General features: G+C 38.6%; 13 protein-coding genes and 2 tRNA genes. 8 read left to right on the top strand and 7 right to left on the bottom strand.

Annotated features, from left to right (window positions below):
• Positions 1-16 precede the first annotated feature (16 nt).
• Positions 17-1,309: a hypothetical protein gene (locus tag ACT29I_RS04145; protein ID WP_444792734.1), complete on the bottom strand. Its 1,293-nt coding sequence runs from the start codon at positions 1,307-1,309 to the stop codon at positions 17-19.
• Positions 1,310-1,503: 194 nt separating this feature from the next.
• Here ACT29I_RS04145 and ACT29I_RS04140 point away from each other — a divergent pair, with 194 nt between their 5' ends.
• Positions 1,504-3,336 carry a DUF3857 domain-containing protein gene (locus ACT29I_RS04140; protein ID WP_444792733.1) on the top strand — a complete coding sequence of 611 codons (1,833 nt, stop codon included), beginning with the start codon at positions 1,504-1,506 and terminating at the stop codon, positions 3,334-3,336.
• A gap of 12 nt (positions 3,337-3,348) precedes the next feature.
• A complete protein-coding gene (locus ACT29I_RS04135; RefSeq protein WP_444792732.1) occupies positions 3,349-5,301 on the top strand; it encodes a DUF3857 domain-containing protein in 1,953 nt (650 codons plus the stop codon).
• 122 nt (positions 5,302-5,423) lie between these two features.
• Here ACT29I_RS04135 and ACT29I_RS04130 read toward each other — a convergent pair whose 3' ends face one another.
• From ACT29I_RS04130 to ACT29I_RS04120, 3 genes are all read right to left on the bottom strand, one after another.
• Positions 5,424-6,200 (bottom strand): CHAD domain-containing protein, encoded by a 777-nt coding sequence (locus tag ACT29I_RS04130; protein ID WP_430931517.1) that lies wholly within the window; start codon positions 6,198-6,200, stop codon positions 5,424-5,426.
• Between the two features lie 159 nt (positions 6,201-6,359).
• Positions 6,360-6,432, bottom strand: a tRNA-Phe gene (locus tag ACT29I_RS04125).
• A 46-nt stretch (positions 6,433-6,478) separates the two neighbouring features.
• Positions 6,479-6,551: transfer RNA gene (locus ACT29I_RS04120), tRNA-Phe, on the bottom strand.
• Between the two features lie 176 nt (positions 6,552-6,727).
• Between ACT29I_RS04120 and ACT29I_RS04115 the strand changes: the two genes are divergently transcribed.
• The 3 genes from ACT29I_RS04115 to ACT29I_RS04105 are packed head-to-tail and all read left to right on the top strand — an operon-like array spanning position 6,728 to position 9,133.
• Positions 6,728-7,948: a M16 family metallopeptidase gene (locus ACT29I_RS04115; RefSeq protein ID WP_430931516.1), complete on the top strand. Its 1,221-nt coding sequence runs from the start codon at positions 6,728-6,730 to the stop codon at positions 7,946-7,948.
• A 3-nt stretch (positions 7,949-7,951) separates the two neighbouring features.
• Positions 7,952-8,593, top strand: coding sequence for an O-methyltransferase (locus tag ACT29I_RS04110; protein WP_444792731.1), 642 nt, complete (start codon positions 7,952-7,954; stop codon positions 8,591-8,593).
• A gap of 60 nt (positions 8,594-8,653) precedes the next feature.
• Positions 8,654-9,133 (top strand): flavodoxin, encoded by a 480-nt coding sequence (locus ACT29I_RS04105; RefSeq protein ID WP_430931514.1) that lies wholly within the window; start codon positions 8,654-8,656, stop codon positions 9,131-9,133.
• Here the strand turns inward: ACT29I_RS04105 and ACT29I_RS04100 are convergent.
• A complete protein-coding gene (locus tag ACT29I_RS04100; RefSeq protein ID WP_430931513.1) occupies positions 9,125-9,391 on the bottom strand; it encodes a hypothetical protein in 267 nt (88 codons plus the stop codon). The genes ACT29I_RS04105 and ACT29I_RS04100 overlap by 9 nt on opposite strands.
• A 372-nt stretch (positions 9,392-9,763) precedes the next feature.
• On the opposite strand from ACT29I_RS04100, the gene ACT29I_RS04095 reads away from it, so the two are divergent.
• Positions 9,764-10,462, top strand: a complete 699-nt coding sequence (locus ACT29I_RS04095; RefSeq protein ID WP_430931512.1) for a cytidylate kinase-like family protein — start codon at positions 9,764-9,766, stop codon at positions 10,460-10,462.
• 53 nt (positions 10,463-10,515) lie between these two features.
• Here the strand turns inward: ACT29I_RS04095 and ACT29I_RS04090 are convergent, their stop codons facing one another.
• Together ACT29I_RS04090 and ACT29I_RS04085 are read right to left on the bottom strand one after the other, a co-directional pair.
• A complete protein-coding gene (locus ACT29I_RS04090; RefSeq protein WP_444792730.1) occupies positions 10,516-11,364 on the bottom strand; it encodes a fructosamine kinase family protein in 849 nt (282 codons plus the stop codon).
• Positions 11,357-11,833 (bottom strand): low molecular weight protein-tyrosine-phosphatase, encoded by a 477-nt coding sequence (locus ACT29I_RS04085; RefSeq protein ID WP_430931510.1) that lies wholly within the window; start codon positions 11,831-11,833, stop codon positions 11,357-11,359. The genes ACT29I_RS04090 and ACT29I_RS04085 overlap by 8 nt, the downstream gene beginning before the upstream one ends.
• Positions 11,834-12,292: 459 nt before the next feature.
• Between ACT29I_RS04085 and hutI the strand changes: the two genes are divergently transcribed.
• Together hutI and ftcD are read left to right on the top strand one after the other, a co-directional pair.
• On the top strand, positions 12,293-13,552 hold the full coding sequence (hutI, locus tag ACT29I_RS04080) for an imidazolonepropionase (RefSeq protein WP_430931509.1): 1,260 nt from the start codon (positions 12,293-12,295) through the stop codon (positions 13,550-13,552).
• A gap of 3 nt (positions 13,553-13,555) precedes the next feature.
• On the top strand, positions 13,556-15,265 hold the full coding sequence (gene ftcD, locus ACT29I_RS04075) for a glutamate formimidoyltransferase (protein ID WP_430931508.1): 1,710 nt from the start codon (positions 13,556-13,558) through the stop codon (positions 15,263-15,265).
• Positions 15,266-15,317 lie beyond the last annotated feature (52 nt).

Genomic DNA, 15,317 nt, shown 5'->3' with positions numbered 1-15,317 from the left:
TAGGCTAAATAATATATTAGTTAACCACTCCCGGCTGAATGGGAACCAATGGAAGTTCGTAGACAATAGTCATGGGGCCATATCCCAAATCAATCTTAGTTTCTCCTTCCATTTTATAACTGGTTGGGTTTCCTGTGATAAAATCGAGGATACCCTCGTTTGATTTACTCCAATCCAATTGCATGGTAAGGCTCATCTCTTTGTCACTGCGTGCTTTAATAGTAGTGTTACCGTCCTTAGGAACAGCCTGGAACAATAAGGGCTGCCAGTTGCCCGATTTAAAATGATTGAAAAATGACGGAGCCTCAACCGGAAAATAATTGGGGTTATAAATCTTAAATGGAATCTCTACTTTAATACCATAAATGTTCTTGCCCGGATAACTCACCAGCAAATCTTCATCTACAAAATTGCCCCAGTGCTGTTTAAAAGTATTCCAATTGGCTACGACCTGGTTCCCAACCACAGGTTTAGCATAGGTTTTTACAAAATGATCCATGATATTCTTACCGCTCGGATCCATATCCTTGACTTTACTCACAAAATTCTCCCATTGTTCTCTTCTGCTATCAGGCGTACCCGGCAGCAAAACCAAGCCTGAAATAAAAAAGCCTATATCATCCATTAGGCCTAAATCCTCTAATTGCTGTATAAAGTCGAAACCTGAACTTGTGGAAAATTCCGCATCGATTATCGAGGAAACAAAAGGTGCAAAAGCATCTTTGTATATCTCCAGATTTATGGTTTCCATTTCCCCCAGCATAACCACCCTGGCCGGTTTATTGGTTATTTTACGGATTTCAGGCATTAATGGGAAACGCAATGTGTCACCATAACTAAATGTTAAGGTGTGGTTTCGGAGGACTTGCCTTCCAAAAATGGTAGGTATTTTGATACCATAATCGGCCAAATCAATTTTAACATCCGCCAAAAATTCAAGATAATTGTCCCTGCCTAACACATGTAAACTTTGCAGCGTTTCCTGGTTCAATGCAATCTCAAAATTATACGGCTTCATTAATTCGGTTTTGCCCTTCAGCACAAAACTCTCCACCGATTTAACATCGGCTACAAATGGTTTGTTGTTAATCTTCAGATTAAAGTCGTGCGCAGGAATTACAATATCCATATTTAGTGGATTGGTAAACAGAAAGCGCAAATTAACATTCAATTTCAATTCTTTAAGCTCAGGGCCAGTCTGCACACTTTCTATCTTAGGCCCTTGAAAACGAACGCTGGGGACTTTTTCGTAGACTTTACAACTGGAAATAAAAACACAGAAAATAAGGAAGGGAATCAAAGTTTTCATGATGCGTTGGTTTTAAGTTTTTCTTAAGCACAACAGCCCAAACAATTAATTAGTTTATTGCAGGATGTCATAAATAAATGATTCATAATTTATTATTGTTTTTGTTGTGAAAGTTAGGTTTAATAGTTACAATATTCCTTATGTCAAAAAATATGATTGTTATAAATAAATAATTACCTTAACATTTAAAAATAATGAGAGTACTTTGCCTAATCCTACTAATAACTATTTCATTAACCGCTTTCTGTCAAAGTACAAACTGCAAAGTTTGTAGTTACGATACGAAAGTTAGGTTTAACGGAAAAAAAGTTACCGAAATATTAAGTCTCGAACTCCAAATAAACAATGGTGCAGGTACCGAATATGCGGAAGTTTCTATTCCGTTTTCCGAAAACAACAAAGTTGAAGACCTGGAAGCATGTATTTATGATATATCCGGCAATGAAATTCGAAAACTTAAAAAGAAAGACATTCAAATAGAAACTCCCTGGAGCTACAGTAATTTTCATTCCGACGACAGGCTTTTATCCTTTAAACTCATACATACCAGCTATCCTTATATTCTTAAATACAGTTATAAATACGTCACGAAAAATTATATTTCACTTACTCATTGGACGCCTATTTTTAACAAAAAGCTTAAAGTGAACACTGCCTCTTTACATGTTGAAGTTCCCAGGGGGTTGGATATCAGGCTTTACGAGCAAAAAATACAACCGGCCGAAATCCGTCACGAAGAAGAGACCACCACCTACAATTGGAGAGTTAAAAATTTCACGGCTAATAAAGAAGAATCATTTTCGCCCGATTTTTATGATGTAAATCCTTATGTAATAGTCATGGCCGAAGATTTCCATTATGGGGTGGATGGCAAAAGTAATACCTGGAAGGATTTGGGTAATTGGGAATGCAACTTAATTGAAGGACTTGATTCACTTACTGAGAAAGAAAAAAATATCGTTTATCAACTTACCGATAGCATGGACAGCGATCTCGAAAAAACCAGGGCTTTGTATCATTACTTGCAGGATAATACGCGTTACATCAATGTTTCGTTGGATATAGGCGGACACCTTCCTTACCCTGCGTCATATGTTTGTATCAATCGTTATGGAGACTGCAAGGCGCTGACCAATTACATGAAAGCCTTGCTGAAAGAAGTAGGTATAGAATCCGTTTACACTACTATTTACGCGGACATTAAACCCAGGAGAGTGAAAAAAGATTTTCCTTCGGAACATGCCAACCATGTGATTTTATCGGTTCCTATGAATCGTGACACTATCTGGCTGGAGTGCACCGACAAAACGGCACCATTTAATTATATCGGCGCAAGTTCGCAGAACAGACTGGCCCTTTTCAACCTGCCAAACACCAGTCAGCTGGTACAAACCCCAAAGCACAGTTTAGCGGATGCACTCGAAAGCTATATGACCAAAATCAACATTAATAAAAACGTAACCTTCAACTCAAGCGGGAAATTGAAAGGCAGGAAATATGATTATTTCAAAGGCTTTGACACCAACTTGTCACCTAACGACAAAAAGGCGTATGTCGATAATGTTAATTTCTCGCACAATGCCGATATCCAAAGTGTTGAAATTGAGCGAGCGAATAGAGATTCAACCTATTTAAATATTAAGCTAAACGGCAACTCACTTCAAATAACCGAAAAACTGGGCAACAGTATATTGTTAAGCCCATTTAAAGCAATCAACTATAAACTTACTCCAATAGAAGAAAGAAAGAGTGATATTTTTGTGTATTATCCGGTTAATAAATGCGATACAATAATCTACGCTTTCGATAAAAACATAGCACTGGTCAAGGGCTTAACTACCGAAGAGGTCAATTCTGAATTTGGTGTGTACCGACGGGATTTTACGATAAAAGACAATGAATTGATAATAACCAGAACATTCCAGTTAAATCAAAACCTATATGACATTGGAAAATATGAAAACTTTTATGAATTTGTTTCCAAAGCATGCAGATTAGATCAGCAAAAAACATTAATCACCTTTTAAAACCCCAACAAAATGAAAAAGTTAGCCCTATTACTACTACATTTTATTTGTTTTTTCTCTTTTCAAAACCTCATCGGTCAGGAAGGGGATTCCGGCATGAAATTAACCCAATGTGAATTTGAACCAGATGCCCCGGCTGTTGTCATCTTTGATAAAGGGAAAACTGAATTCTTGAAAGGTGATAGAAGTTTTTACATTAGTTACCAACGTCATAAAAGAGTTAAAATATTTAAAGAATCAGCGTTTGACCAGGCCGAAGTGGAGATAGAGCTGTACATTGGAGATAGTGACTTAGAGACAGTTGGCGATATTAAAGCTACTACATACAATTATGATGGAACTAAATTAGAAGTCGCTCACCTTGACAAGAATCAAATATTTAAAGAACCCATCAATAAATACTGGTATCGTAAAAAGTTTACCTTGCCTAACGTTAAGGAGGGTTGTGTTATTGAATACAGCTACAGTATCCGCACACCTTATTTTATGCATTTGCCAGATTGGGAGTTTCAGTCCGACATACCAACCATTTACAGCGAGTACCGGGTTAATATGACTCCCTTTTACACTTATACTTATAGGGCTCAAGGGTTTTCGAGGTTTGATGTTTTTGAAAACAAAGAATCTTTTAACGACCGTACTTTTGCCGGGATGATTTTTAATGATATGAATTATAAATTTGGAATGAAAAATATACCATCATTCAAAGACGAATCTTACATTTCATCGAGAGAAGATTATATACAAAAAATCGATTTCCAATTATCTGAAATTAATTATCCCAGCGGTTACACGAAAAAATACATGACCACCTGGCCCGACCTTTCAAAGGAATTTTTAGACAGTCAGGGTTTTGGTAAATACATTGGTAAAAGCGAAAAAATAGGTAGCAAGCAATTTGCCCATCTTATTGACAAACCCGAGCAAGAGAAGTTAAATGTAGTGTTAAACCACATGAAAGCGAATTTTAAACCCAATGGTTATACCAACAAATGGGCATCAAAAACCATTAAGGAGTTTACCAAGGAAAAAACAGGCAATACGGCCAACATTAACTTAATGGCGCTCGGTATACTAAGGGGAATAGGAATAAAAGCCGAACCTGTCATTATTAGCACCCGTGATCACGGCAAGGTTAGCGACCAATTTCCTTTCTCGGACCTTTTTAACAATGTAATTATATTGGCTACCATTGATGGAAAACAAAAACTGTTGGATGCAACAGATGCATACTGTCCCAACAATATGATACCAGCCCGCTGTTATAATGGCAAAGGTTACATCGTTAAAGAAGATAGCGAAGCCTGGGTTCATGTACGCAGCATAGCTGCCTCTATGACATCAACCACCATGAAATATGCCCTAAACCCCGAAACCAATCTAATTGAAGGGTTTGGACATATACGTAACAGCGGCCACACCTCTGTTTCGGAACGTAAAAAATACAACAGGGATAAGGACGAATTTGTCAACAAATTAAAAGATAAAGGGCTTGATCTCACCAAAGATTTATCCGTTATGGATATAGATGACAATTCTAAGATATTCCAATATGATTTTACATTTAAGAGCGAAGTAGACAATATTGATGGTCATATTATTTTTGCGCCATTCCTTAAGTTACCCAACCAGACTAACCCCTTTAAACAAGAAAAAAGAGAACTGGCCATAGATATCGTTTACCCGATCTCGGAGAGTTACCAAGCCGAAATAGAAATTCCAACCGGTTATCAAATCGAACAATTACCTGAGGCTTATTCAAACAATAGCGAAAACACCCAAATGATTTTTAATGCGAAAAAATCAGGTGATAATAAAGTGTTAATCCGCGCTACCATTAAACTTAAGAAACCCGTTTTTGCGGCAGCAACTTATCCTGAACTAAAAAGATTGTTTAATAAGGTGATTGAAAAACTTAACCAGAAAATTGTGATCGTCAAAGACCAGGAGGTCGCTCAGAAATAGGTCATTAGTTAGATCTGAGAATCGTGTTATTTAACGGAATTACCGAACGGATATGTTTCAACATGTGCGGTGCGAACCCGTTCGGTATATTTTTTGATTGCAACACTTATAAAAACTTTCCCCTACGAAACATGAAGCAAATGATTTTTTAGTGTACGCTTTAAAATCTTTTCTGGTTGATCTGCAATTAACTTCCACCAGACATCGTCTAAACCGACATCCCATTCTTCTATTTTACTTTTACAAACCACCCAGTCATGCCACTCCCCTAAATCTTTGCCTAATTTTTCTTTATGGGCAACTTTTGAATATCCAACATTTACGCCGAACACCTCTTTAAGTGTAACCAACAAAAAAAACTGTTCCTTGACCAAACGTCGTATCAAATGGAAATCGGTTTCTTTTTGGGCCAATTCTTTAGATATCTTTTTTTCATCCCTATTAATACGGTGTTTCAAATGATGAATAACCATATCAGCTCTTACGTGCAGTGTTTCCTTAAATCCTAAAATTAAATCCTGGCGAACCTGTTTTATGTTTATTTGTTCCAAACTTTCCTCCAATGCCTGGCTGGCTTTTTTTATGTTTTTATCGGTTATTCGTTTAACAGTTTTATACGGCTTAAAGGGCAGCGTCTGTTTGGCTCTTTTTAATATAAGTTGGTTGTCGCGGATAATCCCTGTGAGCTTAAACAGTTTATGGACTGTCTTGACCGATTTATAAAAGTCTTTCGAAATATTCCCCATACATAAATCAAGCACTTTCAACAGGGCAAATATTTGTTTTAAATCAAGCCTTAAATTATGAATATCCTTTTTGTCCGTATAGCGATTCGATTTTTGCAGGTTTTTATGGAACGAGTTTAATAAATTACCTGCATGTCTTACCAATCTTTTCATATACTTTAATAATTTGCAAAATATTGATGGCCGGTGCGATTTTCAACCTGCAATGATAAAGTTAATAAGGAATGGACAGGAATATGCTTTTGGGAGATAATATTTTTTAAAAAAGTCATAAAAAAAGCCGAGAGAATTTCTTCTATCGGCTTTTAAGGGTGGTGCCACCTGGGATCGAACCAGGGACACATGGATTTTCAGTCCATTGCTCTACCTACTGAGCTATGGCACCCCTTGTTTCTTGAGGTCTGTTTTTATTCAGAATTTATATTTTAATGTGGTACCACCTGGGATCGAACCAGGGACACATGGATTTTCAGTCCATTGCTCTACCTACTGAGCTATGGTACCTTCATTATTTAGTTCTTTCTACCGCTTTCAGTAGAAGTGCATTTTCGCTTAAGGCGGTGCAAATATACACAAAGATTTTTTTCTTCAAAACCATTTTTAAAATTATCATTTAATTTTGGCGACGAGGGCATTGAAATACGTTGTTCTTTAGTACTTTTGCACTCCAATATTTTTTTATGGAATTTTATAGACATACACTAAATAATGGAATCAGAATAATTCACAAGCCCGAAAACAGCGAAGTCGGTTATTGCGGGATAATTATCAATGCGGGTTCCAGAGATGAGGGTGAGAACGAACATGGCATGGCTCATTTTATTGAACATGTTGTTTTTAAAGGCACAAAAAAACGCAAGGCATTTCATGTGTTGAGCCGTTTGGAGGATGTGGGAGGCGAACTAAACGCCTATACCACAAAAGAGGAAACTTGCATTTATGCCACGTATTTAAAGGAAGATTATGAAAGGTCGATGGAGCTGATTGCCGATATCACTTTTCATTCGGTGTTTCCCGACAAGGAATTGATCAAGGAAAAGGAAGTTATCATTGACGAAATAAATTCGTACAAAGACTCTCCGGCAGAACTGATATTCGATGATTTTGAGGAGTTGCTTTATCCTGATCACCCAATTGGAAGAAATATCCTGGGAACACCGGAAGCATTGAAGTATTTTACGCGCAAAGATATATTTAGATTTATCCAAAACAACTACCATACCGACCAAATGGTTTTTTGCTCTGTTGGAAAGCATGACTTCAAAATGGTAGTGAGGTTGGCGGAAAAATATTTTGGTGAGATTCCTGAGAATAGAAGAATGATAAAGAGGAAGCCCATATTAAAGCATTCTCCTAAGATTGTGCGAGTGGATAAGGATACCTACCAAAGTCATGTCGTGATAGGCGGCACTGCCTATGATTATAATCATCCCAAACGACTAGGCTTACACCTTTTAAACAATTTGTTGGGTGGCCCGGGAATGAACAGCAGGCTGAATATGTCCCTGCGCGAAAAACGAGGAATAGCTTATAATATTGAGTCGTCCTATACTGCGTTTTACGGTACGGGTGTATTCTCGGTTTATTTTGGAACGGATAAAAAAAATGTGGACAAAAGCCTTAAAATCGTTATTGCCGAACTCAATATGCTTCGCAATAAAGGACTGGGGACCCTGCAGCTTCATAAGGCAAAGCGTCAACTTAAAGGTCAAATCGCTATCTCGTCCGAAAACAAGGAGAACTTAATGTTGAATCTGGGTAAGAGTTATCTGCTGTACAATAAGGTGGATACTTTGGAATATATCTACAATAAGATAGATAAGCTTACCGCTTCCGATCTTTTGCAAATATCCAATGAATGCCTTAATCCAGATGAGATGTCGCAACTTATTTATTTGTAGAACATGTTCAATCAAAACATAGAATTAGAGAATTATATCTTAGAACATATAAACAAGGAGGACGAACTTTTATATGAGCTCAACCGGAAAACCCACCTTCATATTCTACGACCGCGAATGCTCTCGGGGCATTTGCAAGGGCAAATTTTAAAGATGATTTGCAGGATGATCAGGCCAAAGCAAATCCTGGAGATCGGCACTTTTACCGGATACTCCTGTATTTGTATGGCCCAAACATTGCCGGAAGATGGATTTGTTGACACCATCGACATTGACGATGAGATAGAACCCTTTACACAATCATTCTTTGATAAATCGGGCTTGGCCCATAAAATTAAAATGCACATTGGCGATGCATTGGAAATAATGCCGTCCTTGAATAAAAAATATGATCTGGTATTTATGGATGGGGATAAAAGGCAATATCCCCAATATTACAGGCAAGTGTTTGATATGCTGAATCCCGGAGGGTATATCCTGGCCGATAATGTTTTGTGGGACGGCAAGGTGACGGAACCTTTGGATGTAAACGACACGTATACGCTGGGCATCCAGGAGTTTAACCGAATGGTAAAGGAGGATGACCGGGTAGAGAAAGTAATATTTCCTTTTCGGGATGGCATATTTGTTATTCGGAAGAAATAAAACCACTTAATTAAACTTTCCTATCTTCCCGGTGTTTAACCAATCAAAAAAACAAAAACTATGACAGGTATTTTTTACGGTTCATCGGTTGGCAATACGAGATTTGTAGCCGAAAAATTGGCAGGACTTATTTCCGGTTCCGAATTGAATCCCGTGGAGCAGGCCACGCAACCCGATATTGAAAAATACGATTTCCTGATTTTAGGAACTTCTACCTGGGGGGTAGGTAATTTACAGGATGATTTTGAGACTTTCGTTGACACTCTGGTAGAATGCAATTTGGAGGGTAGAAAAGTGGCCATGTTCGGTCTTGGGGATCAATTTACATATCCCGATACTTTTTGCAATGGGATGGGCAAATTATACGAATTAATAAAGAACAAGGGTTGCGAGTTTGTAGGTGCTTGGCCCTCGGAGGAATACGATTTTTCAGATTCGTTGGCTCTTGTGGGCGGGAAATTTGTAGGCCTGGCTTTGGATGAGGATAATGAGCCGGATTTAACGGATTACAGATTAGAAAAATGGGTTAAACTACTTTGATCCAATAATTAACTGATCCATATCTTTTTTGTCGAATAAGGTAGGATAGTCGTCCATAAAATGATCCATTACGGCTCTCATTAAAGTTTCTCGCATAAACTTCGACTTGTTGCTGATTCTGTTTTTTTTGCAGTACCATTCCATGGCCTCCTTTTCTTTTTCGTTGAGCAAGAACGAAGTACGGTGATTTCTTCGGAGTACTGCTGCACGAGTTTTTTGAACAGGCTTGTTGATGTTTTTACGTCCCTTTTTGGCCATTAGCTTAATTCCTATGTATTTAGCGCAAAAATAATAAAAAATAGATGGTTTGCTAAAGCAATAGTGCAAAATATGCTATTGCTGCCTGATTCAAAGCACCAACGTATTCAGCTATTTCTGCCATTAAAATACATCAAATGCGTAATTAACACGCTTTAACTTATTTTGATGTTCTTTCATTAAACTTTGGTCTATATTTGTTGTGTAGATTTTTTTTCATAGATTTAGATTTAACAAAGCTGATTTTAAGGGTAAAGGATAGATGTTTCCATCTATCCTTTTTTTATTGTTAAATTCTTACCTTCTTTTTTTTGCTCAATCAATTTTTTCTCGTTATATTATTGCTATAATAACCTATTGAACCGTAGCACCATGGATAATGTATTTTTAAAGTATATGCGAGAAAGGGTAGGAAAAGCGGATGAATTAAAGGCTCCTGTTTCCGATGGCCCTGTAATTACTATTTCCAGGGAATATGGATGCCCCGGAAAAAGAATTGGTCAACACCTTACCAATGTTCTTACCGAACGATTAAGGAGAGAAGGAAAGGACGTGAAATGGAGATGGATCAGCAAAGAGATTCTGGAAGAGTCGGCCAGGGAACTAAAGCTAACCCCTTCGTTGGTTAAGGACTTGGCAGAATATAAAAACCGGAGCTTTTTTGAGAATATTGCGTTGTTTTTTTCCGACACGTACTACCCCAGTGATGCCAAGATCAACAATACGATTGCTAATTTTATTCACTCCGCGGCAAGCGAAGGTAATGTGGTTATCGTAGGTAGGGCCGCAGAAGCTATCACCAAAAACTTCAAGAAATCGTTCCATGTTAAGCTGATAGCTCCTTTAGAATGGAGGGCAGAGATTGTCAGCAAAAAGTATGGAAAAACCATGTCGGAAGCCAAGCGCGAATGTCAGGATATGGATAGGAGAAGAACCATGTTTAGGGCTTACTTCGAAAAGGGGGTTCCCGATGTCCAGTTTTACGATATTTTCTTTAATTGCAAGGAAATGACCGATGATGAAATTGTTGAGTTGATAGTGATTATTGCTGAAACGCGTGGTTTTGTGTAAGATTTAATGGATGTGAAAGTATGAGTCCGCCAGTTTTTTGGCGGACTTTTTTGCTATAAGTAAAAATCCATTAATTGAATTGCGTGGGAATAGTATCCTGTGCCGAATAGGTTGAGGTGGTTCAAGACGTGATACAGCAAATAAATGTTCTCCCGATATGCGTAACCATCTTTTAAAGGCAGCGTCTGTTGATATCCTTTGTAAAACTCGCCTGAGAATCCACCAAACAGTTTGGTCATCGCCAGGTCGGCCTCGCGATGACCGTAATAAACCGCCGGATCAATTAGCACTGCATTCCCGCTGCTGTCGATCAGGTAGTTTCCTCCCCATAGATCCCCGTGTAAAAGAGATGGACGTTCTTCGGAACCTGAAAGGATTTCCGGTAGTTGCCGTTCAATACTCTTAAATTTGTTTTTAAGGCTGGTATTGGCATAACCGTTTTTTTCAGCTAATTTGTATTGATATAGTAATCTCTTTTCATGGTAGAAGTCTAACCAGTTTTCATTGGGGGAGTTTATTTGGGGAGTTGCCCCGATAAAATTATCTTCATAAAATCCGAAGTTGCTCCCTGTGTATTGATGCATCTGCGCAAAGCTACAGCCAAAATTAAACATGGCTTCCCTGCTTTTGCCGCCTTGTTCAATATATTCCAACAATAAAAAGTCTTCGTCAACCGCTACCACTTTGGGGGTTTTGATGGAGGCTGATTTCTCTAATTCTTTTAATCCATTGGCTTCGCAAGGGAACATGCCATTGGAGAATCCTTGTTTTAAGAAAAAAGCTTTGCCCGATGCTGTTTTGATGATTTGAGAGTTGGCAATGCATCCTCCACCTTGTGATAAGCTTCCAACAATATCCTCATTGACAATACCGGAAATCCGATTGATTAAAGCTTCATTCACTTTCTAATTTTTTAATTAATCCTTCGCATGCATCCTCCAACAAATCCAATACCAATTCGAAACCTGCTGCACCGCCATAATAGGGATCTGGTACAGAGTCGTGCTGAAAATTATTGCAATAATCGGTCATCTTGCTGAGCTTAGAATGATCATATTTGTTTGGCGCCAGGGCGTTCAGGTCATTCATATTTTGCTGGTCCATGCCAATAATATAATCAAATTCAAGAAAATCCTTTGGTGTTGTAATCGGGCGGCTAATACTGGTCAGTGTGTAGTTTCTTCGGTAAGCATGTTGCTGCATCCTCGAATCTGCTGGGTCGCCTTCGTGGTATCCGGTTATTCCTGCAGAATCAACAAAATACTTTTCGCTTAAACCATGTGCTTCCAATTTGGCTTTCATCACGGCTTCGGCACTTGGTGAGCGACATATGTTTCCTAAACAAACAAATAATATTTTCTTTTTACTCATGAGTGAAGTTTTTGGAAAAATACAAAAATACCGCAGATTATAAAAAAGAAAGCCTGTCTTAGGACAGACAGGCATACGGAAACATTCTAAAAAACTAACCTAAACCTCACACACATTTTGAATGTTCCTATTATTGGGGACCAGGAGAGCATTTTTATTACACGCAAATTACAACCATATGGGTCAGATGTCAATATATTTTTATACTCCAATGTCTTTTTTATCATTTTTTAACAAATGGAGATATCTTCATATGACCGTAAGTTTCAGATATTGTGCAGGATATATAATAGGTTGGCGCCTGAAAATAATTTAAAATAAATCTTACAATAGTTTGAACCTGCGAAAAAACATGCAAATTGTTGAATCTGAACCGTGTTTGATGACCGTTATCATTGAGAATGGGACAATCTCCTTTTAATTTTATCATATTATAAATGGTTCCTAAAATATCTTGTTTTGAAAACTACCATAATAAAAAACATTAAGGAGCTTACCGGAATTGTGACAGACTCAAAATTGATGTTTCGTTCCGGAAAAGACATGTCTGTTTTGAATAGCATTGAAGATGCCTATTTGCTAATCGAAGGTGATATTATAACAGACTTTGGCAGCATGAAGGCGTTACCTATTCAATACTATGATGAGGAAATTGATGCAACGGGCAAAACTATATTGCCAGCCTGGTGCGACTCGCATACGCATTTGGTATTCCCCAAAACAAGGGAAATAGAATACATAGATAAAATAAAAGGCCTTTCGTACGAGGAGATTGCCAGGCGAGGTGGTGGTATTCTGAATTCTTCTATGGCTATGGAGAAAATCTCCGAAGATCAACTTATTGAAGAGGCGATGGGCAGGCTTGAAGAGCTGATTTGCTGGGGAACCGGGGCTGTGGAGATAAAAAGCGGTTACGGTCTTTCTATCGAAACCGAGCTTAAAATGCTCCGGGTTATAAAGAGGATGAAAGAGCTTAGTCCGCTTACCGTTAAGTCTACCTTTTTGGGAGCACATGCCTTACCCTTAACATATAAAGATAACCGGGAAGCATATGTGAAATTGGTTATTGATGAGATGATTCCTGCAGTGGCCAAGGAGGAACTGGCCGATTATATCGACGTATTCTGTGACAAAGGATTCTTCACAGTTGAAGAAACCGATAAAATATTGGAAGCAGGCGCCAAATATAACCTGGCTCCTAAGATTCATGCTAACGAGTTGGATTATTCCGGTGGAGTTCAAGTGGGTGTAAAACACAATGCGCGCTCTGTTGATCATTTGGAATTTGTTGGGAATGCTGAGATTGAATCCTTATTGAATTCGAAAACGATGCCAACGGTTTTGCCGGGGGCTGCTTTCTTTTTAAATATGAAATATGCACCTGTGCGCAAAATGATTTCTGCAGGCTTGCCAGTGGCATTGGCTACCGACTTTAACCCGGGTTCATCGCCTTCTGGCAATATGCAGTTCATTATCTCCATGGGCAGCATCCTTTATAAAATGTTACCTGCCGAGGCCATTAATGCGGTCACAATCAACAGTGCTTATGCTATGGGTGTAGAAAGTGAGTTAGGATCGATAACGGTTGGTAAAAAAGCCAATCTGATTATTACAAAGCAAATTCCCAATATAGCGTATATTCCATATTACTATGGGGAAAATAAGATCGATACCATGATTATTAACGGAGAAATAATTAAAAAACCCTTAAATATTTAATATATGCAGCAATTAATAGAATGTGTCCCCAATTTTAGCGAAGGACGCGATATGAATGTAATTAATCAAATTACCGACGAAATAAAAAAAGTAGAAGGGGTTAGTTTAATTGATGTTGATCCAGGTAAAGCAACCAATCGAACGGTTGTTACCATGGTAGGGACGCCCAATGAGGTTTTGGAGGCTGCATTTCAGGCAATTAAAAAGGCCAGGGAGCTTATTGATATGCGTAAACATAAAGGTGCACACCCTCGTTTTGGTGCTACAGACGTTTGTCCGTTGGTTCCGGTTTCCAATATTACCATGGATGAAGTGGTTAAATATGCGCTTAAGTTAGCCAAACGAATAGGGAATGAATTAAATATACCTATATATTGTTACGAGAGTGCAGCACAAATAAAAGTTAGAAAAAACCTGGCAGAATGCAGGAAAGGAGAGTATGAAGCTTTGGGCGAAAGGATTCAGAGCAACGAATGGAAACCTGATTTTGGCTCGCGCCAGTGGGATGAGGAAACGCAAAAGTCCGGGGCCACTGCCGTTGGCGCACGGAATTTTTTAATCGCGTATAACGTAAATTTAAATACAACCAGTATTCGCAGGGCAAATACAGTTGCTTTTGATATTCGGGAGCGAGGCCGTGTAAAGCGCGAAGGAGGAACGTTGACTGGAAAGATTATAAAAGACGGAAAAGGCAATCCGGTTAACGAACCAGGTTTGTTGAAGTCGGTAAAAGGAATTGGTTGGTATATTGAGGAATACGGGATTGCCCAAATTTCCTTAAACCTTACAGATATCGCAGTCACAAGTATGCACAAGGCTTTTGATACGGCATGTGAAAGAGCAACCGCAAACGGACTCCGAGTAACAGGTTCGGAATTGGTGGGGGTTGTCCCTTTGCAGGCAATGATAGACGCAGGTAAATATTTCCTTAAAAAACAAAGGAGATCGACCGGTATTTCCGATAAGGAAATAATTAAAATAGCAGTAAAGTCTCTTGGATTGGATGAATTATATCCTTTTGAAGCGGATAAGAAGATTATTGAATATATTCTGGAGAAGGAGTCGAACAAAAACAAAAAAAAGCTGGTGGACATGAGCCTGACCGACTTTGTTCATGAAACAGCAAGCGAGTCACCCGCACCGGGAGGAGGGTCTGTATCGGCATACCTGGGTGCTGTTGGCGCTGCGTTGGGAACCATGGTTGCCAATCTATCCTCACATAAAAGAGGCTGGGATGATCGCGTTGAGGAATTTTCTGAATGGGCAGAAAAAGGAAAGCGTTTTCACGACGAGTTGTTAAAAATGGTGGATGAAGATACCCGTGCCTTTAATATGATTATGGATGCTTTTCAGTTGCCCAAAAAATCCGAAGAGGAAATAAAATCCAGACAAGACGCCATTGAGCGTGCAACAAAATATGCTATTGAGGTTCCTTTTAAAACAATGCAGTTATGCTGCAATTCGATGGAGGTGATGTTGGAGATGGCCAAAGTTGGAAATCCAAATTCAATTTCCGATGCCGGGGTTGGCGCTATCAGCGCGCGCAGTGGTGTGGTAGGTGCCTGGCTAAACGTTAAAATCAATGCCAAAGATCTTAATGATAAAAACTTTGTTGGAGAAGTTTTGTCTGAAGGTAAGTCTATTGTTGAAAAGGCAAGTAAAATGGAGGTCGAGATCCTGAATTTGGTTGAACATGGATTTTTTGAACAGTGACGATCTAAATTCAGGCTTAGTTAATTTTTTACTGTGTTTTTTATTATACTTG

This window comes from Saccharicrinis sp. GN24d3 (assembly GCF_052400645.1).
Taxonomy (GTDB): domain Bacteria; phylum Bacteroidota; class Bacteroidia; order Bacteroidales; family Marinilabiliaceae; genus Saccharicrinis.
Note: the sequence above shows the minus strand (reverse complement) of the source record. Positions and strands in the feature narration are given on the sequence as shown.